This window comes from Desulforhabdus amnigena (assembly GCF_027925305.1).
Classification (GTDB): Bacteria; Desulfobacterota; Syntrophobacteria; order Syntrophobacterales; family Syntrophobacteraceae; genus Desulforhabdus; species Desulforhabdus amnigena.
The window spans coordinates 3,651,855-3,676,818 of record NZ_BSDR01000001.1; the positions used below are offsets into that span (position 1 = coordinate 3,651,855).

The window sequence follows — 24,964 nt, forward strand, 5'->3', positions numbered from 1 at the left end:
GATCCACATTTATCTTTGCAAAGGAATTCTTTCATCGGAAATGAACCCTCCAGCCATGAGCTATTTATGATCCTCTCTTCTGCGTTCGCTGATCCAGGGTTCCAGGAAGAGCAGCACGAGAGCCACGGCTAGAAAGATCTGAAATTTTTCTTCGTAGCGTTTGATGGTGACAGATTCCAGCTGTGTTTTTTCTGCGCCGGCCACAAGTTTTTCATAGATGCTTCCCAGGTCGAAAGTCCCGGTCGCCACATTGAGATAGCGTCCACCGGGAGTTGCATCTACCATCTTTCTCAGGGTTTCGGCGTCGAGTTTGGTCCACACTTCCTGCCCATGATAACGCAGAAAGGTACGCTCTCCCTTTTCGTTGAGGATGGGAATGCGTTGGCCTTCCTTCTCGTCTCCGAGGCCGATGGCAATGATGCGAATCCCTCGCTCTCCTGCTTCCTTGGCGGCTTCCACTGGAAAACTGTCGTGATCCTCTCCGTCGGTGATGAGGATCACGTCTTTGAATCGCTTCAGGCGATCGCTGAAGACTTCATCCAGGGTCTTCCGCAGGGCATCACCGATATGCGTTCCCCCCCGTTCGATGCTTTCGACACCGATGTCGTTGAGCATGAGGCGGAAGAAACCATAATCCTGTGTGAGGGGACATTTCACCGCCGCGTTGCCAGCGAAGGCGATGAGAGCTACGCGATCTCCTTGCAGGCGATCCAAGAGATCCTGGATGGCGAGTTTTGAGCGTTCCAGACGGTTGGGTTTGAGGTCTTCAGCCAGCATGCTCTTGGAAACATCCAGAAGAATGGCCACATCCCGGCCTTTGCGTTCGATTTTTTCCGGCCGTGGGTTCCATTGCGGGCGGGTGAGAGACGCGACAATGAAGAGCACAGCGAACAGGACGAGAACCCCTTTTCCCCACTGCCGGCCCCGGCTGACTGCGGCATTGATGTGCTTCAGAAGAGGAATTTCGGCAAACTTTTTGAGAGCCTCGTCCTTCTTGTGGAATCTGTAGAGGTATATTCCAGCAAGGAAGGGAAGGAGCCAGAGCAGGTAAAGCATTTCAGGGCTTCCCAGATGCATTTCGTTCATGGAATCCTCCTGAAAAGGGTGCTCAGCAGCCACTGCTCTGAGCAAAGCAGCAAAAGTGCCGAAAGAGCGAAAGGGGAAAACTTTTCAGCATAATCCATGTAGCGAACGGATTCGATTTCGGTCTTTTCCATCTTGTCGATTTCTTTGTAAATAGAGTGGAGCTTATCGGCAGATTCAGCCAGCCAGTAGCTGCCGCCGGTTTCCTCCGCGATGGCCTTGAGAGTGGCTTCGTCGACGCCGGGGCCGCCGGGAACCCTGTAGGCGCCCAGGGGGGTCTGTAGGGTCACGAAAGACTCCCGGCCGCCTATGCCGATGGCATACACCTTGATTCCCCATTCCCTGGCCAAACGGGCGGCTTCCTCCGGGGAGCGCTTGCCCGCATTGTTTTGCCCGTCCGTCAGCAGAATGATGACCTTACTTTTGATCCGATAGTCCTTGTCCGCTGCGGAGTCTGCGGGTTGTGACAAAAGCGAATGGTCCGATGTCTCGGAGGAAGGGGCTGCATTTCCCTTTTTCAGACGGTCTTCGGCGGTTTTGAGCCTCGCAGCAGCCAGAGCCAGTCCATCTCCGATGGCCGTTCCATCTTCGTTTTTTCGAGTCACGATCCGGATGTTTTCGATAAACCGGTCTAAGGCGCCATGGCTCAGGGTCAGGGGACATACGGTGTCCGCATAGCGGGCGAAGGTCACCATGCCGATAAGGTCGTTGGGGCGTCCCTTGAGGTCTTTTTCGTTCCCCAGGACAAACTCTTTGAAGATTTTCTTTACAACTTCGAGGCGGTTGAACTGATGTCCCTCATAATAAAGTTCCTGGCCCATACTGCCCGAACGATCTACGACCATTTCGATGGCGATGCCCTGGCGCACGTCCCGCACTTCCTCTCTCCCCTCTTGAGGCCTTGCAAGGCCGATCGTTAAAAGGAGAATGGCCAGGATGCGCAACAGGAGCGGCAGATGTCTGAAACGCATTTTCCAGGACGGCGCACAAGATCGTGCATTTTTCACGGAAGAGAATCTTAATGCGGCGCTTCCCTTGCCATGGCGGGCCTGCCGGATCAAGAAGGGCAGGGCTGCCAAAAGAAGAAAAGCCCATGGAAATTCAAATCTCATAAGCCTTATCGCATTTCATCCGATGCGTTTGTGCCTGCAGCCATAAAATACTTTGTCTGAGCGGAAGTGAGCAGTCCTCATCGATTTGCTATGAACTCCGAGTCATCTCTCACTTTCTCCTGTCTGGTCGCATCGATGAAAGCCTTGCAGGCCTCGATGCTCTTTTGAGCCTCTTCTCCAGTGGGATGATGTTCTGCAAACTTGACCAGATCGCAATGATTCAGGAAATCATCCAGCAGTCTTTGATGTTCCGGAGAAAAAGGGTTCTTTCTGTGGACGGTTGCCAGAAACTCCTCGGTGGTGAGTTTTGGGGCATGCAATCCGAAACGGTTTTCAATGTAATATCGAACGACATCTGAAATGCGCGAGAAGAACAGTTTGAATTCGCCGCGATCCAGAAAATTCTCCTCCAGGATTTCCTGTAGCTGCCGGTAGGCAAACTCATGAGGTGAAATGGGAGGTGATGCCTCGCCTCCGTTCTTTTTCTTGCGCATCTTCAACCACCAGAACCCGCATCCGCCGATGCAGAGGATAGCTGCCGGCATTGCCAGGATGTAACTCAAGGGTATCGGGGAGCGGGGAAGCTCCACCGGGCCGTAGATGGGGTGGATCTCCAGCTTGTTTCGATCTTCACCGAGCAGGGAATGGACCTTGACGGTCAATTCCTCTGTGCGAATGGTATGGGTTTCCAGATCTGAGGAATCAGCTTTGGCATTGGACTTGGTGAGGAAAACGATTTCCATGGGAGCAATGTGGTATTCCCCTGCAAGAAAGGGTTCCAGGGTGTAAAATCTTCTTGTTCGTACAAGATTTTCCGCGCTGAGTTGGGGCGGGTCGATTTTATAGTCTGTGATTCTGAATTCACCCAGCTTTTGACCGAGATCCGGAAACCGGGCTTCATATCCCTCCGGTGCGTCGGCTTCGAGAGTGAGATGTAGCTGTTCGGCAACGCTTATGGTATCCTTATCGACAGAAAGCCTCACGTAGAGGGGCTTTTCCTCGTATACCCTCTTGATTGTCTTCACCGGCTGGGGCGGCTTTTGGGATTCTTCGGACCCGGCGCTTTTACAGGCATGAAGAGACAACAGTACGGACATGATGATCAGGACTGATTTCAAGGGAAATATCTCAAATCCCCAAATCGACCCAGGACGCCGTAATGGAATTTGCGTAGATACATGTCTTGGTTGCGTCATTTTATGAGAAAAACCTATTTTCTTCTCTCTCGATTCTTGAAAAACCGCACCAGATCGAGTGTATACTTTTTACCTGTCTGGATGCGAATTTCATCGATTCGAGTAGAACGAAAAAGCTCGTGCAGCCTGGAGAGCCCTTCCTCGTTGAGGCGCTCGTACTCTTTTCTGACATGAGAACTTCCGGTGTCCAGGAGCACCGTTTCACCCGTTTCGGCGTCTTCCAGTTCGATCAGCCCCACATCGGGGAGCTGCACTTCCCTGGGATCGCTGACGGTGACTGCGATCACGTCATGGCGGCGTCCGATCACCCGCAGGGAACGCTCGAACCCCTTCGCCTGAAAATCGCTGATGAGAAACACCACGGCCCGCTTGGTGAGCACACGTCCCAGGTAGTCCAAGACTTGAGCGATATCCGTCCTGCCGCGTTTGGGTTTGAAAGAAAGGATTTCCCGGATGACTCGCAACACATGGCGCGTCCCCTTGTTGGGAGGGATGAACATTTCCACCTGGTCGGTGAAAACGATCAGCCCGACCTTGTCGTTGTTCTTGATGGCGGCAAAAGCGAGCAGGGCGCAAATTTCTGCGGCCACTTCGTTCTTGAGCTGCCGGGTGCTTCCGAAGTTCCCCGATGCGCTCAGATCTACGAGGAAAATCACCGTCAGTTCCCGCTCTTCGCGAAAGTGTTTGATGAAGGGCTTTCCTGTGCGTGCGGTCACATTCCAGTCGATGGCGCGGATGTCGTCCCCGGGCGTATATTCGCGCACCTCTTCAAATTCCATCCCCCGGCCTTTGAAGACGCTTTCGTACTGACCGGCCAGGACATCATTGACGGCCTTGCTGGTGTAAATTTGCAGATAGCGGATTTTCTGTGCGAGTTCTCTGGGAATCATGGAACCTTAACTGTGCCGAAGATCTGCTGAATCAAATCTTCCGATGTCTTCTCTTCGGCTTCGGCTTCGTAACTGATGATGACCCGGTGTCGAAGTACATCCATGCCGATGGACTTTACGTCCTGAGGGGTCACATACCCGCGGCCCTGAAGCAGAGCATAGGCCTTGGAGGCCATGCAAAGGGCTATGCTCGCCCGTGGTGAAGCCCCGTAACGAATCAAGTCCCCCATTTGCATTCCATAGTCGCCGGGGGTCCGGGTCGCCTGAACGATATTGATGATGTATTCTTCAATTTTTTCATCCATGTAGACTTCGTCGCTCAATTCCCGCAGTCGCAGGATGTCCGGCGGGGAAAGGACCGGAGTGACCTGCGTGTCCGGAGACGATTTGGCCATGCGTTTGAGGATCTGGTGCTCTTCGGCCATGGTGGGATAGGCCACCCTGATCTTCAGCATGAACCGGTCCACCTGGGCTTCGGGAAGAGGATATGTCCCTTCCTGTTCTATGGGGTTTTGCGTGGCCAGGACCATGAAGGGTTCTTCCAGGGGGAAGGTCGTGTCTCCGATGGTGACCTGACGTTCCTGCATGGCTTCCAGCAGAGCACTTTGTACCTTGGCTGGAGCGCGGTTGATTTCATCGGCCAGAATGATCTGGTGGAAAATGGGACCCTTCTTGACGTTGAAATCCCCGGTCTTGGGATTGTAGATGAGCGTACCAACAAGGTCGGCCGGCAGGAGGTCCGGGGTGAACTGGATGCGCTGGAAGGAAGTCTGCATGGCCTTTGCCACAGTGGTGACCGTGAGGGTCTTTGCCAGCCCGGGAACTCCTTCGATGAGAATGTGTCCGTTGCAGAGCAAGCCCACCAGCAGGCGGTCGATGAGTTCCGCCTGGCCCACGATGACGCTCTGAATTTCGGACCGAAGCCTCTGAATCGTCCTGCTTTCTTCTTGAACCCTTTCGCCGATTTTCTTCACATCGACTGCCATTTTCAGTTTCTTCCTCCGCAAAAGATTCTCAGTGAGTCTCCCATGTATGCCTGGTGCAAAGTCGATTGACCGTGCCGAAAGCAATACGGGCGAAATTCTATAAATTTTTTGTCAAAAATCAAGGTATGCGGGAAATATCGCAGTGATTTCAATATTGGATGCTTTTGATAATATTTATATTTGCGACCTTCACAAAGGGGGGGCTTTCTCCCGGGAATTTTCCCCTGTGCGGAGTATAAAGAACTTACACCTGGGTATTTAAAGTTTTTCGAAAAGAGAATGGCTGAAAAAGGGGTGTGGGCCTTGGCTGTTGAGGAAAGGGTAAGAAAAAAGTTTGGCAGCGGGCGAAAGGGTTCAGAAAAGGGGAAGTACACGGTGCGGGAAATTATGTTAAAGTCGATTCATTGCTGTGCCGGGATTTCATGCTTCATCGTGATGCTCGGGTTGATGGGGGAAAGAGGATAAGGGAGCATCTCCTTGGAATATCAATAGAAACAAAAAAGGAGGTTTTATGTTTACTGGCGCTGAAATTCTCGATCTTGCCATTCGCATCGAGGAAAACGGTGAGCGCTTTTATCGGGAAGCCATCGAGAATGTTGCCGATAGGTCTTTGAAAGAACTTTTACGCTGGAATGCCGATGAAGAAGTTGCGCATAGAGATTATTTCATTCGAATGAAAAAAATGATCGCACTCAGGGAGAAAGATGATTTGGCGGATCAAATGAGTGGCTTTATTTTGCAGGATGCTGTTTCGGATCATGCCTTTTCACTGGAGGAAGTGGATTTCAGTTCCATTTCCGATGAAGACGAGTTGCTGAAGATCGCGATAGGGTTTGAGCAGGACAGCATTGCGTTCTACGAGATTATGGAATCCTTTGTCAGCGATGCGGAAACGCTCAAACATGTCCAAAGGATCCAGGATGAGGAGCGCAGGCACATTGCACTTCTGGAAGACCGGCGCAGGAGGATAGCCGGATAAAAAAGATGTCTGGGGGAGGCACCGGAATTTTTCTTTTCGTTTCCAAAGGAGGAAAATGACCCATGGAAAAACCGATAGAAAATTACTGGCAGATTCGATTGAGAAATCTTAAGGAAGCATTGGAAGAAAACAACTTCCAGGTTTTTATGGCACAGGATCTCGGTGAAGCCAGGAAGATCGTTTTGGATGAAATTCTGCCCCAATCCGGCGCCAAAAGTGTTTCCTGGGGAGGGTCCATGACCCTTGTGTCTTCGGGACTCATCGAGGCCGTCAAGGCGAAACCCGGTCTGGAAGTTATCGATACTTTTGATAAAACCATTTCCAGGGAAGAGGTGATGGAACGCCGCCGGCAGTCCCTCCTGGTGGACCTTTTCATTACCGGCACCAATGCCGTGACGGAAACGGGAAAGCTTGTCAACCTGGATATGATCGGCAACCGCGTCGGGGCCATCACCTTTGGACCGAGAAACGTGGTGATCCTTTTGGGACGCAATAAAATCGTGCCCGACCTGGAAGACGCCATGCTGCGCATCAAGGATTATGTGGCTCCGACGAACGCCATGCGGTTGGAGATGAAGACCCCTTGTGTGAAGACTTCCTATTGCGAAGAATGCAAGAGCCCCGAGCGCATATGCAATTCCTGGGCGATCACCGAAAAGAGCTTCCCCAAGGGCCGCATCAAAGTGGTCCTGATCAATGAAAACGTCGGAATTTGAGCACCGGTGACCTTTTTATATGAAAAAGGGCTCATGGTTCATAGTTCATGGCTCGTGATAACATCGTTTTTCAAGAGCGTTTCCCGCTTCTCTTGTTGGCTTTTAGGGAGTGAGCCGCTCTTGAAATCCCCATTTACCACGGAGGCACAGAGCTCACAGAGGAATTCCAAAATCTTCTCCGTGTCCTCCATGTCTCCGTGGTGAATAACGGGATATTGGAATCCTCCATCCCCCTTGTCTCTTTGCTTTTTTTATTTTGTGTTGTGGTCGTTCCGGTCATGGGAGTTAATTTCTGAGACGGATCAGGTTCCGTTTTGTGTGCAGCGAAGGGGAATATTGTATCCATGAAAGATTCAGAGCATTTGCCGCCGTTTTCTGTCAGGGAGAGCCAGAGGGCCCGGAGAGTGATCCTTAAAATATTCCCGGGAAAGGGCCTGGAAGTGGTGATTCCCAAGGGGTTTGACCGCAAACACATCCCTTCCATCATTCATGAAAAAAAGGAATGGATTGAAGAGGTATTCAACAAGTTTCGGATGCGGGGGCAATACCTGGCGGAAAGCGCTCCGAGCCTGCCGCAAGTGGTGAACCTCAAGGCGGTCGACCGACTCATCACCGTCCAATACAGACCGGGGCCAGCCTCGAGGATGGAACTCATCGAATCACCCGATTCACATTTGGAATTCATAGGCAATGTGAATGACTCCGCAATGTGCAGGCAACTTTTGCGCCTCTGGCTCAAACACCAGGGGCATCGGCACCTCGTTCCATGGCTCCACAGGATCGGTGAGGAAACAGGCCTCGTTTTTCAAAAAACCCAGGTCCGGGAACAGAAAAGCAGATGGGGAAGCTGTTCCAGCAAGGGAACCATAAGCCTCAACTGCAAGCTGCTTTTTCTTCCTTCGGAATTGGTGCGATATGTCATGATTCATGAGCTCTGCCACACCATCCATCTCAATCACTCGCCAAGCTTTTGGGCCTCCGTTGCCAAACTGGAACCTCGCTATAGAGTCCTGGACGCCGGTGTGAACGCTGCACAAAGCCACGTCCCTCCATGGGCCCGGTGATCCGGCTTACGATTCCATGCCGTACCCCGGGAAACAGTTCAAGAAACAGTTCGATCGTTCTACACTCTCAGGACGATTCAAGGCTTTCCTGTGGGGGTGGTGCAGTCGATCGTTTGCTGGAAGCCATCACGATCTTTGAACCCTTAAGCACCTGAGCACATATTTTTTGGCATTTTCATACCGTCATACCGGCGAAAGCCGGTATCCAGAGAATTTGCCGTGGGGCTGGATTCCGGCTAAAAGCATGCCGGAATGACGTAATCAATAAGGCTCAAGAATGTTAAATAACTTCTGCTCAGGTACTTAAACATCGGGTATGAGAATATCCGGCCGGCAGGATGTTAAAAGAGATGCGCATCGCGGTGATATCCGATATTCATGGGAACTTGGAAGCGTTCCGGGAGGTCCTGAAAAACCTGGATCAGACCCGGGTGGATTGTGTGGCCTCCCTGGGGGACAACATCGGGTATGGCCCCGAACCGGAAGAGGTTCTGGAACTTCTGAAAGCCCGGAACATCCCTTCCGTCATGGGGAACCACGAACTGGGGATTGTCGATCCATCTTTTCTTCCCCGTTTCAACCCTTCCGCGCGCCTCTCCCTGGAGATTACACGGAGGCTCCTTTCACCCGCGAGCATCGAATACCTGAAGACCTTCAAGGCTTCTCGCGTCGTCTGTGATTGCTTGTGCGTTCATGGTTTTCCTCCCGATTCCATCAATACCTATCTCTTCCAGGTTTCTGAAAGCCTCATGCACCGCGCCTTTCTGGAACTTCAGCAGGAGATCTGCTTCGTGGGGCACACTCATGAACTGGCGCTGGTCGTTTCGAAGGGGTTGAAACATCATGCAATCCCCCTGGAAGAAGGGATTATTTTCCTGCCCAAAGGTGAAAAGTACATCATCAACGTGGGAAGTGTCGGACAGCCAAGGGACGGCGACAATCGGGCCAAGTACGTCATCTGGGACGGCGAAGCGCGGACACTGGATGTTCGGTTTATCCCTTACGATATCGCAGCAACGGTGAAGAAAATCCTGGACCTAGGGTTTCCCGAGATCAATGCCCGGCGTCTCTGGTAGCACGCGAGAAAAAGAGAAACATGAATGAAGACCGTTGGCAAATATGAAGTATGCGGCTTGCTGGGAAGAGGTGGAATGGGAGTGGTCTACAAAGCCCGCCTTCCCGTCGTCAACAAAATGGTGGCGCTGAAACTGCTGGCGCCTCATCCGCATCTCCTGCATTCCCTGGGAAGGGAGGAAGTCGAGCGGCGCTTCATCGCTGAAGCGGTCGCGATGGCGGCATTGCGCCATCCGCATCTATTGAAAGTATTGGACTTCGACTATGACGAAGGCTCACCTTTCTTCACGATGGAATACTATTATCAGAATCTGGGGATGCTCATCGGGGAGAGTGCCCGGGTGGAAGAGCCCACCCGTATGCTCAGCCTCGACAAGGCCATCCGCTATACGCGCCAGATCCTTCTGGGGCTGGGGAGAATGCATCGTGCAGGGATGGTGCACCGTGACGTCAAACCCTATAATTTGTTCATTACCGATGAAGATCAGGTGAAGATCGGAGATTTTGGCCTTTCCAAGTTACGGGGGGAAGACTTCCGCAATCCGCCCAATGTCATGGTGGGTTCTCCCTATTATGCCGCTCCCGAACAGGAAAGGGACCCCGAGACAGTGGACGGGAGGGCGGACCTTTATGGTGTGGGGGTAGTTTTCTATCGCATGCTGACGGGGAGGTTGCCTGAAGCGGAAATGCTCCCGCCGAGCGAATGCCATCCGGACGTGGATCCTTCCTGGGATGATTTTGTGTGGAAAGCCATTGCGCCCCTGAGGGAAAATCGTTTCAACCGTGCTGAAGAGATGCTGGGAAGGCTCGATGTGCTGAGCAAAGCCTGGGAGGAAAAAAAACGGGATATCTGCCGCTCGTTTCCCGAGAGGTCAACGCAAGTGATTGAGCCGAAACAGGAAATGATTGCCTCGCTGCGCGCCGCCCCCGCCAAGGTGGGCCCTCGGGAGGCTCCCGAAATTTTTCGGTGCGACAGTCTTTACCGTCCGCTTCATTCCCTTGCCAATGATTTTGAGATCCTTGAAAATAAAGGAATCGTTCTCGACAGGGCAACGAATCTCTTCTGGCAGAAAGGAGGGTCCCCTGATCCCCTGGAGTGGGAGAATGCGCATGACTACGTGCGAAACCTCAACGAGGAACACTTCGGGGGATGTTCCACATGGCGGCTTCCCACCGTAAATGAATTGCTTTCTCTCATAAAGCCCGTTGCCCATGGAGAGGACGATTGCATGGAGCCGGTATTTGACCGGAGCAAAAAGTGGCTCTGGAGCTGTGATCGGCGTTCTTTCACTGCTGCATGGTATGTGGATGGGGAACTGGGGTTTGCAGGCTGGGGGGATTTCACCTGCCAATATTATGTGCGGGCAGTGTGTCTCAGGCAGGGCTGAAAACAGTCGGAATGATGGTGCTTCATTCCAGGCGGTCCGGTTGGATGGAGTCGCCGGAATACCGCCCCTTACTCTTGCGGCGGCCCCCTGTTTTGTTCCGGGAAGTGGTTGCAATGGAGAGGGCTGTCTCGAATATGCAGGTTTCGGAGTTCAAGGATACAAAAAAAGCAGGGTAAATTCCCTGCTTTTTTTGTACTGTATATATTTAAAAATCCAAATAAATTAAACTTTGGATTTTTCCGGCTCTTTTATTTTTCTTCTTCTTCCTCTTTGCCGAAATCCCTCATCCATTCCGGATGGAGACGATCGGTGTAAATGTCACCTCCCCCACCCAGCAAATCGGCATAGGACTCATGGGGGAAGTTGCTCATCCAAAGAGGACGACCCTGCTTTCTCAGTTCGGAAATATCTACTTCGAACATATTGAACTCCTCTCTTTTTGGTGAGAGTCATTATTTTTTATTTCCCAATCCTTTCATTTTACGAAGATACTTTAATCACAAGACATCCATTGTCAATGCTCCATGCTGCAGGAAAAGGAGGGTGACAAAGATTTTGCCCGGCTTTCTCCCATTTGAGTGACTCTCCGGGCCGGCGGTTTCTTTCATTTTCAACCGGCCTTTCAATGAGCATCCTCCCCGTATTTTTTCTTGACAATGGAAAGCCTCAACGTCTATACACCGAAATTTACAGCTATTTTTGATGAGATCAGCCGGTTTTTCGGCTGAAGTTTCATATGTTCTTTCAGAAGTTGTCCGAAAACACCCCCCTGCCCCCCCTCAAGGGGGGAATCGAAGCAGGTTCGGCTCCCAAGCAGAGGAATTTTCAGACAGCCTTTCGGTGATTCAGATTTTGGAATCTGACTTTTTTCTTTTTCAAATCCTTATTGAAGGAGCTATCCATGACGTTCCAGGAACTGATCCTTGCACTCAATAAGTTTTGGTCCGAGCGCGGGTGCGTTATCCAACAGCCGTACGATTTGGAGGTCGGAGCGGGTACGTTCAATCCTGCCACCTTCTTGAGAGTGTTGGGACCCGAGCCGTACAAGGTGGCCTACGTAGAGCCTTCCCGCCGGCCGACGGACGGCCGTTACGGGGAGAATCCCAACCGGCTTCAGCACTACTACCAGTATCAGGTCGTCATCAAACCTTCTCCGCCCGATTCTCAGGGGCTTTACCTGGAAAGTCTCAAGAGCTTCGGGATCGATCCCTTGGAACACGATATCCGTTTCGTGGAAGATGACTGGGAATCCCCCACTCTTGGAGCGTCCGGGCTGGGCTGGGAGGTATGGCTCGACGGTATGGAGATCACTCAGTTTACTTACTTCCAGCAGGTGGGGGGAATTTCCCTGAGCCCCGTGAGCGTCGAACTCACCTACGGACTGGAACGGATCGCCATGTACCTTCAGGGGGTCGATAACGTTTATGACCTGGCCTGGACGGGGGACATCACTTATGGAGATGTTCACCATCAGGGTGAAGTGGAATGGTCCCATTACAACTTTGAAGAAGCTGATGTGGACATGCTGCTGCAGCTTTTCAACATGTACGAAGCCGAGTCCCTGCGCCTCAACGAAAAGGGGTTGGTTCTTCCCAGCTATGATTACACTCTCAAGTGTTCCCACGTGTTCAATTTGTTGGATGCCCGGGGGGCCATCAGTGTAACGGAGCGAACCAACTACATCGCCCGCGTACGCAACATGGCGCGGTTGGTGGCGCATGCCTATGCGGCGCAGCGTGAAGGGATGGGGTATCCAATGCTCCACAAATGGGACCGGAAATAACCGAATAGAGGAAACCATGGCAGAAGCACTTTATCTTGAAATAGGAAGTGAAGAGATTCCCGCGGGATACATCCTGCCGGCCTTGGAAGCCATGTCCACGCAGATGGTGCGCTTCCTGGACGAAAACCGTATCCCCCATGGAGAACCGTTCACCACCGGCACTCCAAGGCGTTTGGTTCTGAAGGTAGCCGGAGTGGGCCTGCATCAGGAAGCCTGCACCACCGAAATCATGGGGCCTCCCAGACAGGTGGCCTACGATGCGGAAGGCCGCCCCACGAAGGCTGCGGAAGGGTTTGCCCGGGGGCAGGGTGTAGCGGTGGAGGATATTCGGATCAAGAAGACCCCCAAAGGGGAATATCTCTGCGTTGTGCGCGAGGAAACAGGCGTTCCCACCAGGGAACTTCTGGAGAAGATGCTTCCGGACTTCGTGGCGCACATTCCCTTTCCCAAGTCCATGCGCTGGGGGAGCCTGCATGTGACCTTTGCCCGCCCCATCCGATGGATTGTGGCGCTTTTGGGTGGAGAAGTCCTCCACTTCCAGTATGGCGACATTCAGAGTGGAAACCAATCTTTCGGTCATCGGTTCCTGAGTCCCCAATGGGTGACCGTGTCGGATTACGAGAGCCACCGGGAAAATCTCAGAAAGCACTTTGTCATCCTCGACCGGGAAGAGCGCAGGAACCTCATTGCGAAGGGAATCCAAGAGGCGGCCCGCAGTGTGGGGGGGCGGATTCTGGAAGATGAAGAGCTTCTGGATGAAGTCGCTCAGATCGTGGAGCATCCGCAGCCTGTAGTGGGAGAGTTCGAAGAAAAATTCTTGAAGCTTCCCCCGGAACTCCTCATTACGGTGATCAAGAAGCACCAGCGTTATTTTGCCGTAACCGATGAAAAAGGGAACCTGCTCCGCTATTTTGTCACAGTGGCCAACACGGTTCCACGGGACGTGAAAGTGGTGGCGGCGGGAAACGCGCGCGTGGTGCGGGCTCGCCTGGAAGATGCCCGTTTCTACTACGAGGAAGACCAGAAGGTCCGCCTGGAGGACCGCACGGAGCAATTGAAGGGCGTGGTTTTTCATTCCAAGCTGGGCACGAGTTGGGAAAAAGTGGAGCGATTCACCGCCTTGGCCCGGTGGCTCGGCGAAAAGCTGGCACCCGAGTGCCTGGACAGCCTCCTGCGGGCGGCGTATTTGAGCAAGGCGGACCTGGTGACGGGAATGGTGGGGGAATTTCCGGAACTTCAGGGCGTCATGGGCCGGGCCTACGCGCGGCTGCAGGGTGAACCGGAAGCGGTGGCGCAGGCGATTTTCGAACATTACCTTCCCAATCGCGCGGGAGGACCCGTTCCTGAAAGCATGGAAGGTTCTCTTCTCAGCATTGCGGACAAAATGGATACCATCGTCTCCTGTTTCGGGGTGGGACTCATCCCCAGTGGAACGGCCGATCCCTTTGCCCTGCGCCGCCAGACCCTGGGAATCATCCGCATCATTCTGGAGAAACCTTTCATCGTCTCCCTTTCGGGCATGATCGATCAGGCGTTGCCCCTTCTCAGCAGCAAACTGACCTCGCCCGCCGAAGAGGTCAAGAAGGCGGTGTTGGAATTCTTTCAGGGGCGTTTGCACCATTACCTGGTCAGCCAGGAAGGGTTCAGCTCCGATGTGGTGGAGGCTTCCCTCGCGGTGGGCATCGACGATCTGGTGGATGCCGTGGCGCGCACCAGGGCGCTGGCCGCATTCAAGTTGCGTCCGGATTTTGAAAGCCTGGCCGTCGCCTTCAAGCGGGTGGTGAATATCATCAAAGAGCCCGAAACGATCCCTGTGGCTCCGGAGCTCCTCCAGAACGCCGAAGAACAGGCGCTCTTTGCAAACCTCTGGGATACGGAAGGGGTGGTTTCCGGTTGCCTGGCCAATGCGGACTACGACGCTGCACTCGAGAGCATGTCCCGCCTCAAGGGATTCATCGATGCCTTCTTCGATTCCGTCCTGGTAATGGACAAGGATGAGGCCGTTCGGCGGAACCGGTTGGCTCTCCTCACCCGCATCCGGAATCTCTTTTCCGGTGTGGCTGATTTCAGAAAAATTCAAACCGCTTAGGGATTTGGCGGATTCCAATATCCTGTTATTTACCACGGAGGACACGGAGAAGATTTTGGAATTCTTAAGGATTCCTCTGTGCCTCCGTGGTAGATAGGAATTTTAACCTTCGTGATGAATCAGCATTCCCGTACATGGCGCTGAAGCAGCCGTTCTATGCGCTGGAGGGACCTGTAATGCAGATCCTGGAGGTTTGTGTCGCCTTCCAAGGCGCTGCTCAGAGCCTGATGGAAGGGAGCGATGTTTTCCGTCTGCTGGCAGAGGAGGAAAAAGTCGATACTGGATGCCATTCCCTGGAAGACCGTTTCGGCCCAGCTATACCTTTGCGAAACCGCCGCCATGTCCATGTCGTCGCTCAAAAGCACTCCCTCAAATCCCAGCTTGCCGCGGAGCCATTCATTGTTGATTTTCGGGGAGAGAGTTGCCGGCCAATCTGGATCGAGGTAGGGGTAGAGTGCGTGGGATGTCATGACGCAGTGGACTCCATCCCGGATGGCTTCCCTGAAGGGTAACAGGTCCCGTTGCATGGATGCATCGTCAGTCCAATGGATGACGGGTGCGAAATGATGAGGGTCCGATTCCGCCAGCCCCAATCCTGGAAAATGCTTGGCCGTTGCGGAAACGCCGTTTTTCTGGAGAGTTTGAATCCATATTTTTCCGAGGGCGGCCACTTTTTGAGGGTTTGAATCCAGGCAGCGGGCTTCCATGAAGTGTGAGGGGGTGCCGGAGAAGACATCCAGGACTGGAGCCAGATTGATTTGGATGCCTGTTTGCCGCAGTTCATCCGCTGCTCTGGTCGTCCAATGGACGATGGCTTCGGGGCCTTCCAAAGCCAGATCTCGCGCGGAGGGAAGCTGAGTGAACGGCGCCTCCAGGCGTTGCACCGGCCCCCCTTCCTGATCGATGGAAACCAGCAGGGATCGTCCCAAAGTTTCACCGGCGAATGACTGGGCTTCCGTCAGCAGGGTTCGGAGCTGCTCAGGGCTTTCGATATTTCTCCTGAAAAGGACGATTCCCCCGATTTTGAAATCGCGAATGATGAATTTCAACTCTTCGTCCATGTTGGTGCCGTGGAAGCCCACCATAAGATGTATTCCCGCAGTTTCCTGCCACGGGCGTTTTTTTGCAGTCATTCTATTTTAGTTCCTTCTTTGACTGATCCGTTCTCGGTTCCAGACAATGAAACGGAGTACGGGTCCGGATGCTCCGGCATTTGCGTCTCGAGTCCCGACCCGGCGTGGCAAAAGAGCAAGAATTTTTCCCCGGACAAGCGAATCTGCCTCATTGCCTTTCCCGCTGGGCTCCTGTATTTGCGCATGGCAGCTAATTTACGGGAGATCGAGTGTGGATGTAAAGGATTAGTGAACAGAGTGTTACAGGCACAACCACTAAAGTAGAATTCCTTCACTTCACAAAGAATCTCACTTTCGGTGTCATTGAAGGTTCCACCGCTTCGGAGCGCCACACCCGGGCCTGTGCGAAATGAACCCCTCTGGAAACGGGCCAGACAAAACGATGCTCATTTATTCCCGTCACTCCCCATACCTTGCCGTCAATGATCCATTCTACCTTCACGATTTGTACATGGTTGGGAATCGTCAAGGAGAAAGCCTCTATTTCGTCGGGGATGTATGGGTCCATGGCCAGTTGCAGGTCCGGTGTCGGCTGCAAAAGGTGCAGGTTAGTGAAATGCTCCTCCTGGGGTGTGATGTCGACTTTCTTGATGCTTTGAAAGCCTGAGTGCAAAGGGCAAAAACTTTGAGGGATGTCATCCCTTTTGAACCATTCCCGGATGGTAGGACAGAGAGGTGTTGCTCGAAGGCCGCTTTCCCTGCAGATGTTCACCACCGTGAGATGGGGGCTCAGATAAAGCGGCCGGGATTCTTCAAGTCGGTTGAGTTCGGCGAAAACAGCGCGCAGGACCAGGCCGGGCCCTGTCGTTCCGGTGATGCCATTGGTGGGACGCCGATCCAGGTTGCCCATCCAGACTCCCACTGTATGGCGATAGGAAAAACCCACAGCCCACGCGTCACGGTGGTCGTTGGATGTTCCTGTCTTTACAGCCGTTTGAACGGGAAGTCGAAGAATATTTCCTGAACCGAATTCAAGACGACGAGCCTGAGGATCCGATAAGATGTTTGCAATCAGAGATGACGCTTCGTCGCTGAAAATCCTCCGTGACGCCCCTTTGCCGGGAGCTTCTCCCAAAGTGAAGCGCAAAGGGCGGAATTCCCCATTGAGAGCCAGGACGGAATAGGCCTGTACCAGTTCGAGAAGGCTGACTTCGCCGTTACCCAGTGCCAACCCTTCACCGTAGTATGCGGAAGGCTGGGTCAGGCTTCGAAATCCCAATTCATGCAGCCGTTCCAGAAATCGATCCACTCCGGTGAACTGAATCGTGCGTATTGCGGGGATGTTCAGTGAATTGCCCAGTGCTTCCCGTAAACGCAGAGGACCATAAAATTTACGGCTGTAGTTTCGAAAGGGGTGCAGGCCTGAACCCACTGCCTCGATCACGGGGGAGTCTTCAATGAGAGTGGCTGCGGTCCAGCCCAGGTCAAGGGCCATTGCATAAAGAAAAGGTTTCAGCGTCGATCCCGGCTGCCTTGGAGTGGTTACTGCATCGATCCACCCGCCCGGAGTATCTCTGGAGAAACCTCCTCCGTTGACCCATGCCAGGACCTCACCTGTTTCATGATTGACGACGAGCACCGCTCCATCTCTTACATCTTTTCCCCGAAGATCCTGGAGTCGTTGGTCTAGAATGTTCTGAACTTTTATTTGCAAAGAGCTGTCCAGAGTGGTCATGATTCTGGCGGAATATGATGAATATGGTTCTTGTAGATGAAGCCCGCCGACCGGGTTTGCAGATGCGGAGCCCACTGAATGGTGTCTCTGAATGAATCCGAGGCGAAACACGTGCTGAATGAAATGGCCGGCATCCACCGGCAATCGAGATTCTGAGAGGACCCAGGGGGATTTCAGTGCGCAAACGTATTGGTCGTCGGATAGCTTTCCTTCTCGGCGCATATGGCGAGCCAATTTTTGGATGGATTTTTCCAGTCGTTTGCTGTCATTCGGGAGATCCAGGCGGCTGGGAGCCCTGACTAAAACAGCCAGCGCCAATGCTTCACGTGCATTCAGCGTGTCCAGATCTCGGTCGAAATACAGCCGGGACGCCTGTAAAATTCCTCGCCGCTGCCGTGCATAAGGAACCTGGTTGAGATAAAATTCCAGTATATCCGATTTGGAAAAATGTTTTTCCAGTTGACCGGCTTCATATCCTTCGATCCAGCGGGACCATAGAGTGCGTGGACGTGGATGGAGGATACGCACTACCTGTTCGGTGATGGTACTTGCTCCACGCACTGGCCTCAAGGCGAGGAAGTTCTGTGCCATTGCATGTGCTCGTGCAATCCAGTCCACACCATGATGGTCGAAGAATCTGCGGTCTTCGGATTCGATGAAGGCGTTTTGCAATAGGGGGGGAATTTCGTGCAAAGGAAGCCAGTCGTTGATATTCCAGGGATGAGTGTAGGTCACGGAAAGAGGAATACCGTTTCGGTCCAGGAATTGTGCTTTATGAGAAGAGAGTCCATTGGGCCGAAGCCCTTCGGGAAACGGCCGCAGCTCCCGGTGTGTTTCCCATGCGAAAAAACCTGTCAGCGCCAATGACAAGATCAGGAAGCATAAAAGTTGGATATTATAAGGACTCTCCGATGGGTAATGGATTTTCTTCATAGCACGCCATTAGATAACAGGATTCTTGCAAACACGGCATGGGCGGTCGCCCTTACACCCCGATGCGACATACGGATCTCCAGTTTTATTTTACTGAGATCATTGCACATTTTTTAACGATGATCTTGATTCGAACACAATGGAGTTTTATTAAGATAAAAGATTCTGATGCATCGTGGTGGTTGTTCGGGTTATCTCCAAAATAGGGGGTGTTTGTCAATATTGTGGTCGGATTTATCGGTGTGATGGCGGGGATGTCTGGTATCGAAAAAAACATCGAGTGAGGTTTAAGAGATGAATGTGTCGAAAATAATTGTTGTAGGTATCGGGACGTTGGCCTTTCTGCTGAGCCCCCTTCAACTCATCGCTCAGGCGCAGAGGGAAGGGGCGGTTCAAAGCAGAGGCAGGCACCAGAGTTCTGAAAGAACGTATCGGGGTGCCCATCAGAAAAGTTTCCACAGGGATGGTCACGGAAGAATTGAACATTATGGCAGAAACCATGGCAAGGTCGATTACCGTCGCGGCAGACACGGATATCGTTATTATAGTGGAAGCCATGGATACTATAAAGGGCACCGCTATTATACTCCGTCAAGACATTGGAAGTATTACCGTCATGCCGGAGGAAAGTATGCGTTTGATGGCAGGCGGTGGTATTTTCGGCACGACGGCCGATGGTATTACCACATCCAGCCGAGATGGTATAGAGGATGTAGCGAAACGCTTATTCTCGAGCCGTTGTTCCCATGGACATTCTCGTTTGCCTTCCCTGGGTTCTACGATTGTCCGTAGGTAGCATCCGTTGCCTGAATGCGCAGCATCGCCGGAGTCCCCTTCCCGAAGACATCCGGTTCGTACATTTCTTCGGCATGGAGGGGCAGCACGCTGAATACGCCGGGTGAAACGGCCTGGGCTGAATAGGAAAGGTGATAGCGGCCCGCAGGCAAACGTTCGGAATAGAACCTTGCCGCATCATGCCTCAATTCCCGGTGGTAGAAGCTCCAGCGGGAGATTGCATCTTCTATCCATTCAGCAAAAGTGTTCCGGTACGACCCTTCTGGATATTCCATTTCGCCTTTGTCGGCATCCATCATGGATGCTGTCGCCAGATCCCGGCTGACGGGTTCCAAGCCTCCCGGTACGGGGTCCTCCACAACCACGAAGTACCGTTCCGCAGGGAGTGAAACATAGAGGTCCACTCTCACGACCTCCCCCGTTTTGATTTCCATGGGATCTTCGAGCAGGGTCCACTTGCCTTTCCTCTCGACGCTGTATTCCCTGTGCACCTCGATCCCGGAATTGATGGAATCCGTTTTGATCTTCGAAGGCGAATAAGTGAGGCGGGTCGAGTAATAAAGCCTCTCTTGGCCGGTTTTTTCGATGCGGACCTTCACTTTTCGTCCGGCATCTCCCGCCTGAAGCGCTCTTTCCAGGAGGACGGGTGGATTGTCGAAGGCCGTAAACCGGGCTTCTCCAAGAGATTCTTTATCCAGAAAGGTTTGAACGGTTATGTCCGGCGAATCCTTTTCATAAACGCGTGCAAAATCGACCATGGCTTTGACGGCGAAGAGATTTTCCTGGGTGGAGGCCCAGTGAGCCTTCCCTTTGCGGCTCAAAGCGATGGTCCGCATGAGGCGAAGGGGAATGTCTCCGAGCGTTCTATCGGATGGATTCGCGGCCTCGTAAGCGAGCAAAGAACCGAGGACGACGCAGTTGTCTCGAATGGGAGATGTGAGAAGCATTCGGTAGCCGGCGTCCAGGGACTTACTGAAGAGAATCCCTCCGGAGCTTTGGTCGGCATGAGCCAGAATGCCCGAGAGAACATCCTGCTGGATTTTGGGGCTGCCGCCGGCGTCAATCAATGCACGCAGATAAAAAGCCTTTCCCAAAAGACTCATGGCAGGGACATGGTCGGAGTAGCGAAGGACATCCGGTGCGTTGACCTTGCCTTGCTCCGCGAGAGCCGCCAGAGCGACGGCCCGCACCGTATCGGTCATGCTTTTGCTGGATGGGGCGGTTGTGGCATCGTGGCGCAGGAAATTCAGAAGATAATTCTGGAGTCCTTCTTCCACCTGGCGCGGAGGCCGATGACCCTCTTCCTTCAGCCAGTTGAAGGCGAGGGCTGTGAAGGCACTGAGATAGGGATCTGCGTATTCGTCTCTGGGAACGTAGTAGGCCATTCCTCCGTTGGGCGCCTGATGTTCGGCCGCAAGGGCGAGGGTCGCTTCCACCGCCTTCCCGCTCTCATCCCAGGAAAAGTCCTTATTCAGATAGGGCTTCAATTTTTTATAATATGCCGCCATGACCCCCCGGGAAAGCCTCTGCTCCCAGCAGGCATAAGGATAATCTCGCAGGAACTCGAAAGCCCCTTCGAGTCCCCCGATGACCGTGGGCGAGAGTTCCACGCCGAGGCTTCCCGTGTCTTCGCGCATGTTTTCCGGAAACGTGATGGACCGGGTCGTTTCCGGGTCCGTAGTCATGCCATAGCTTGCAGCCGTTTCGGGCGTTTGGCTCCGCAGCACCTTGAGGGTCTTTATGATGCCGTCCCGGTCCTTGTCGTCTCCCGCAAGGGCCGTGAAGGTGATCTCGCCGTGCCCCTTGGTCTGCACGGGAAGGTAAACCGTGATGCGCTTGTAGGGCTCAGCGGTAACCTGACGGGTCAGGCTGATGGAATACTCACCCTTGCGGATTTCGCCCGCAGGAAGCGGTTGGGATGTCCCGGGAGCCTCGACGGGCCCTTCGGCGCTCAGGGTGACCTCCAGGGTGCGGGTTTCATCCGTCCGGTTCAAGAGGGAAAAACCGGCTTCGAAACGATCCCCTTCCGTCACCTGATTGGGAAGCGCGGGCCGGATTTCGGTGGACTGGTTCACTCGGAAAACCCCTTCTCCCAGTCCCATGCGGTCTTCCGGGGTCACGGCCATGGCGAGCACTCGCCACCCCGTGAGATTGTCCGGGACTTCAAACTGAATGGTGGCTTTTCCTTCCGCGTCCGTTCGAAGCGAAGGGTTCCAATAGGAGACGAATTTGAAGACCGAACGCATGCTGAGGTCCGGGCCGCCGCCTCCCCCGGCACCGGCACCCTTGAGCTCGAGCTTTTCCCTGCCCACCAGGTGCATGAGGAGATTAAAGTTGGCGAGGTCCAGTTCATCCAGGCGGTAAAACCCTTCATAGGGATCGAAAGCTTTACTGCCCTGATGCAGAAGGTCGAAAACCGATTCGTCGAGCACCGCCACAGCCAGTTCCACGGGGGGCGGGGTGGTTCCGGGCGCAGGGTTTCGCACATGAGCCTCCAGGTTCACTGTGACGGTGTCCCTGGGTTTGTAGACTTCTTTCTCCGGTCGAACGTTCACGCTGATTTCCTTATAAGGGTCCTTCACTGGAACCTTGACGTACCCCATCCTGAAAGTGGGTTTCCCCAGATCTTCTCCCCCCGGCCCCATGGGTTTTTCCACTCGTGGGCTCGTCACCATCACCGATGCGTAAAATCCGGGAAGGTAGTCGGGCAGAACGGGAATTTCCACGATTTCGGTGCTGCTCTCAAGGGTTTTCACCCAACTTTGCAACACGCCGAAACGCTCCACCGTGATGAGCGCTCTTGCTCCCGGGAAGGGGTTTTGAACGAGGAAACGGGCGGTCTCGCCCACGTGATAGTCCGATTTTTCAGGGAAGATATTGAGCAGATTGCCGGGAATGGATTCCCACAAAATGTGGCCTCTCCCCGTTACCCAGCGTCGGAGCACCGTCTTGTGGGTGCGTCCTTGCGTGTCTTGAATGGCCGCTGTTATCCTCAAGGTCCCCGCATGTTTGGGAGTGAACTTCACATCCAGCGGGTCGGCGGTCGATACCAGCTCAAACTGCTCCTCTTCCAGCCATTCGTGCACGTATTGAGTCAGATACGCATTTCCGGCCCCCTTGACCCGTGCCCCCTTCGTTTCTTCGTATTCCGTCTTGACCCCGATCTTCACTCCTTCGACGGGATTGCCCCGGGGGTCTATCACCAGGATCCGCAGCCCGGCAGGTTTTCCCTCCTGCAGGACCCAGTCTTCCTGCAAGAGTCCCACATAGCGGTCCCGCCCGAAGCAGGTCGCCGTGGCCCGGTTGGCGATGGATTTTCCACGGTCGTCCTGCACGGCGCTTTCCACGGTGAGCTGCCCGTACCAGACGGGAGTTTCGACGATTTTGAATTCAGTTTCGAAGGACCCCGTGTCACTCAAAGTGCCCTGAGTCTCATAAAGTGTCTGGGGCCCGGTTGTTTCATTTTCCCCGGCTTCCAATACGTCCACCTGAAACCCGCGGGCCCTGGGGTTTTCGGGAACAAAAGGGCGCGCATCGAGGGTGGCGTTGACTTTCACGTTGGCCCGGCTGTATGGCCCACCCGCGTGTAGTTTTGCTTCGGTGGAGACTTTGACCGTATCTCCCGTCTGAAACGTCTTTCCATTCAGATCTGTGGTGACTCGGAAGGGAGCGGGAGTGAAATCGCTCACCAGAACCCGCATGGGTTCCCACTCTTCCTGAGAAAAATTGGCGGAGAGCACAAAACGATACCAGCCCACGGCTCCGTTCCTGGGGATGGGGACTTCTCCATTGAAGGCTCCAAAGGGGGAGATCTGAATGTCTTCGAGTTCGTAAATCACCTTTCCCATTGGGTCTTGAACTTTCAGCCGGTATTTGGGGGATGCGGGGATGGAGGGCTTTTGTCCGGCATCTTCAACCGATGATTGCGGTTCCGTGGGGAGGGAGGAGGACGCCAAAACCCCGTCTGCACCGGGTGGAGGTGTGAACCGCAGGTTGTCCTGATTGCGTACATAAATCTTGAACTGAATGGTGTCTCCCACCTTGTAAATCCCCTGGGCGGTAGAACCCCAGGAGCGCATGTGGCCGTGAAGGGGGCGGAGCCAATCGGGAATGAATTCCCGGTTGGCTCCTTCAGCGGCCACCTGAAATTCGTATCTCAGGGGCAGCACCGCCAGGTCCTCTCCCTTTTGGCACCGCACGAAAAGGCGGGGCTCTTCCGGCTTGTAAGCCCACAAGAGCTTCAATTCCGGATCCAAAACGACCGTTCCCGCAAGTTTTGCAACACCGTCTTCCCCGGTTTTTATGTCGGAGAGGATCTCCGGTTTTTCCCCGAAGTCTTGAAAAGTCTCCTTGAGTATCTGCACCTCAACGCCGGGCACGGGACTTCCTGTCTGAAGGTCGGTGACCCAGACGACCGTATTGTAATGCCCCAGTTTCACGTGCACCTGGAAGGGGGTGATCTGGGCGAAAAACCATGCATCTTCAGGAGACTTGCCGGGGACAGTTGGGTTGGTGGCGAAGGTCCCCTGAGCAATCCCGGAATGTTCGGAAAGCATTTCACGTATTCCGAGGGGAACGGGAATGGAAGCGTCTCGGGGCCCAGGAACCTTGATGATTTTTGTTTGGAGAGGCTTTTTCCCTTCAGTGGTGAGGGTTTCGTAGTGGACTTTTATTTCATCCAGATTCACCGCCCAAAGATGAGCGTCGGTATCGAGCCCCTTTTCCAGGATGGGTAGGTGGTTTGTGAGGGCAAAATCGGGCGCCCTGTGGTCTGTGGCGAAAGGAAGGTCGATGGGGGAAACGAGCGGGCGGCCGAATTCGTCTTTGACGGCTTCGGAAGGAGACTGCAGGCGATAGGAAGTGAAAGGCTTGAGGATCTCTTCGGGGAGAAATACCGGGTACGTTTTTCCCTTCTCATACGGTTCCGAAAGTCGTGAATCCGTATAGACCCATTCCCAGGGATCCGGTTCTGTGCCCTTGCCGGTCAGGGGGGGAGTGATCTGCAAACCCTTCTGAATTTCCGTCTTGAGAACCGGGGATGAAAAGAGCAGGGAGACCCCACCCGAAGGAAGGCACCGGCGCTCGGAAGGGGTGGCTTTACCTGGACGGATGACAAAAGCATTGTTTGCCTTGTCCTTGCACTCAACGCCGAGAAAACGAAATTCCGGGAAAGTGTCGAAAGAATCGATGCGCCGATTCTCGATTCCCGGTTCCGGCCCCTGTGTCGAAACAATCCCCGGTTCCACCCGCAAAGAGACGGAAGCGTCCTTGGGAAGCTCTCTTTGTGGAGCCGCAATCCACACGCGGCAGGACTCCGAATCGGGAGAACGTTGGTATTCGGAATCTGGTTCAACCCTGGCAGGAATGCGTTTCCCACCCGTGACCTGGAAAAAGAGATGTGCGGCCAGGGAGGCTTGCGTGACCGGCTGATTGAAACGTACGGAGATTTTCGGGGTGCCCGGTGATGCCCACGTTCTGAACCATGTATCCGTTACCCTGGGGCGTTCCGTGATGAAGGAGTGAGAAACCGGCTGGGCGAGGGTGGAGTTGTCTTCCGCCGTGATTCCCGGAGCGATGGAAATGCGGTAGCGCGTGGCCGGAAGAAGAGCGTCCTTTTCATTCAACTGACATGCGAGGGTCGAAGGATTCAGCCACCTCCACAGGCAGTTGAGCTGCGGTTCGATGGTAATGGGGATTTCGGACGCACTGCGCTCCATGCGCCCCAGGGGCACGACGGATCGGTCGAATAGAAACACGATCTGACGTCCAGGCGGTACATCCTCGCCGGATGGAGTGATACGAAGAATCTTCAGTGGGGGTCCGGAAGTGCCTGAGGAAAGGGGGGTATCCTTTGCATGGCCGGGGAGGGCCTCAAGGAGGAAGCCAAGAGACAAAAGCATCGACAAGAGCATCGAGAGCAGGAATATTTTCCCCTTGTACCGATCATCATGAGACAAATGCGAAATATCCGGGTGTCTTGGCATTGACATCACCTCCAGGTCATCACTGTGGAGAGGGTTGCCGATCATCTCTTGCCGCAGGCTTCATCGAATGATTCCAAATTGCAT

At 53.7% G+C, this 24,964-nt stretch carries 17 protein-coding genes; 8 read left to right on the forward strand and 9 right to left on the reverse strand.

All coding sequences use genetic code 11. From position 1 onward, the window contains the following. Nucleotides 1–60: 60 nt before the first annotated feature. From QMG16_RS15530 to QMG16_RS15550, 5 genes are all read right to left on the reverse strand, one after another. Entirely contained in the window at nt 61–1,086 is a 1,026-nt protein-coding gene (locus QMG16_RS15530; RefSeq protein ID WP_281795709.1) for a vWA domain-containing protein, read from the reverse strand. Beyond that, nucleotides 1,083–2,195 carry a vWA domain-containing protein gene (locus QMG16_RS15535; RefSeq protein ID WP_281795710.1) on the reverse strand — a complete coding sequence of 371 codons (1,113 nt, stop codon included), beginning with the start codon at nt 2,193–2,195 and terminating at the stop codon, nt 1,083–1,085. Before QMG16_RS15535 ends, QMG16_RS15530 begins: the two co-directional genes overlap by 4 nt. Nucleotides 2,196–2,272: 77 nt before the next feature. Continuing rightward, nucleotides 2,273–3,313: a BatD family protein gene (locus QMG16_RS15540; RefSeq protein ID WP_281795711.1), complete on the reverse strand. Its 1,041-nt coding sequence runs from the start codon at nt 3,311–3,313 to the stop codon at nt 2,273–2,275. A gap of 92 nt (nt 3,314–3,405) precedes the next feature. After that, nucleotides 3,406–4,281: a DUF58 domain-containing protein gene (locus QMG16_RS15545; RefSeq protein ID WP_281795713.1), complete on the reverse strand. Its 876-nt coding sequence runs from the start codon at nt 4,279–4,281 to the stop codon at nt 3,406–3,408. After that, the gene (locus QMG16_RS15550; RefSeq protein ID WP_281795716.1) at nt 4,278–5,267 is read right to left on the reverse strand and encodes an AAA family ATPase; all 990 of its coding nucleotides are present in this window, start codon (nt 5,265–5,267) and stop codon (nt 4,278–4,280) included. Before QMG16_RS15550 ends, QMG16_RS15545 begins: the two co-directional genes overlap by 4 nt. 511 nt (nt 5,268–5,778) lie before the next feature. Between QMG16_RS15550 and QMG16_RS15555 the strand changes: the two genes are divergently transcribed. The 5 genes from QMG16_RS15555 (at nt 5,779) to QMG16_RS15575 (ending at nt 10,488) form a co-directional block, all read left to right on the forward strand. Next, on the forward strand, nt 5,779–6,246 hold the full coding sequence (locus tag QMG16_RS15555; RefSeq protein WP_281795717.1) for a ferritin-like domain-containing protein: 468 nt from the start codon (nt 5,779–5,781) through the stop codon (nt 6,244–6,246). Nucleotides 6,247–6,308: 62 nt separating this feature from the next. Beyond that, a complete protein-coding gene (locus QMG16_RS15560; protein WP_281795718.1) occupies nt 6,309–6,962 on the forward strand; it encodes a lactate utilization protein in 654 nt (217 codons plus the stop codon). 344 nt (nt 6,963–7,306) lie between these two features. Then, a complete protein-coding gene (locus QMG16_RS15565; RefSeq protein WP_281795719.1) occupies nt 7,307–8,026 on the forward strand; it encodes a M48 family metallopeptidase in 720 nt (239 codons plus the stop codon). Nucleotides 8,027–8,376: 350 nt separating this feature from the next. Then, on the forward strand, nt 8,377–9,102 hold the full coding sequence (locus QMG16_RS15570) for a metallophosphoesterase family protein (protein WP_281795720.1): 726 nt from the start codon (nt 8,377–8,379) through the stop codon (nt 9,100–9,102). 24 nt (nt 9,103–9,126) lie between these two features. Beyond that, nucleotides 9,127–10,488, forward strand: coding sequence for a protein kinase domain-containing protein (locus QMG16_RS15575; protein WP_281795721.1), 1,362 nt, complete (start codon nt 9,127–9,129; stop codon nt 10,486–10,488). A 248-nt stretch (nt 10,489–10,736) separates the two neighbouring features. Here the strand turns inward: QMG16_RS15575 and QMG16_RS15580 are convergent, their stop codons facing one another. Next, nucleotides 10,737–10,910: a hypothetical protein gene (locus tag QMG16_RS15580; RefSeq protein WP_281795723.1), complete on the reverse strand. Its 174-nt coding sequence runs from the start codon at nt 10,908–10,910 to the stop codon at nt 10,737–10,739. A gap of 479 nt (nt 10,911–11,389) precedes the next feature. On the opposite strand from QMG16_RS15580, the gene glyQ reads away from it, so the two are divergent. Both glyQ and glyS read left to right on the forward strand, forming a co-directional pair. After that, nucleotides 11,390–12,271, forward strand: coding sequence for a glycine--tRNA ligase subunit alpha (gene glyQ / locus QMG16_RS15585; protein ID WP_281795725.1), 882 nt, complete (start codon nt 11,390–11,392; stop codon nt 12,269–12,271). 16 nt (nt 12,272–12,287) lie between these two features. Further along, nucleotides 12,288–14,360, forward strand: a complete 2,073-nt coding sequence (glyS, locus tag QMG16_RS15590; protein ID WP_281795726.1) for a glycine--tRNA ligase subunit beta — start codon at nt 12,288–12,290, stop codon at nt 14,358–14,360. 119 nt (nt 14,361–14,479) lie between these two features. On the opposite strand, the gene QMG16_RS15595 is transcribed toward glyS, so the two are convergent. Both QMG16_RS15595 and QMG16_RS15600 read right to left on the reverse strand, forming a co-directional pair. Then, entirely contained in the window at nt 14,480–15,493 is a 1,014-nt protein-coding gene (locus tag QMG16_RS15595) for a glycoside hydrolase family 3 N-terminal domain-containing protein (protein ID WP_281795727.1), read from the reverse strand. Between the two features lie 271 nt (nt 15,494–15,764). After that, nucleotides 15,765–18,101, reverse strand: a complete 2,337-nt coding sequence (locus tag QMG16_RS15600) for a transglycosylase domain-containing protein (RefSeq protein WP_281795728.1) — start codon at nt 18,099–18,101, stop codon at nt 15,765–15,767. A gap of 436 nt (nt 18,102–18,537) precedes the next feature. Here QMG16_RS15600 and QMG16_RS15605 point away from each other — a divergent pair, with 436 nt between their 5' ends. Next, on the forward strand, nt 18,538–18,897 hold the full coding sequence (locus QMG16_RS15605) for a hypothetical protein (RefSeq protein WP_281795730.1): 360 nt from the start codon (nt 18,538–18,540) through the stop codon (nt 18,895–18,897). On the opposite strand, the gene QMG16_RS15610 is transcribed toward QMG16_RS15605, so the two are convergent. Beyond that, complete coding sequence (locus QMG16_RS15610) at nt 18,878–24,880, reverse strand: alpha-2-macroglobulin family protein (protein ID WP_281795732.1); 6,003 nt, start codon at nt 24,878–24,880, stop codon at nt 18,878–18,880. The genes QMG16_RS15605 and QMG16_RS15610 overlap by 20 nt on opposite strands. Nucleotides 24,881–24,964 lie beyond the last annotated feature (84 nt).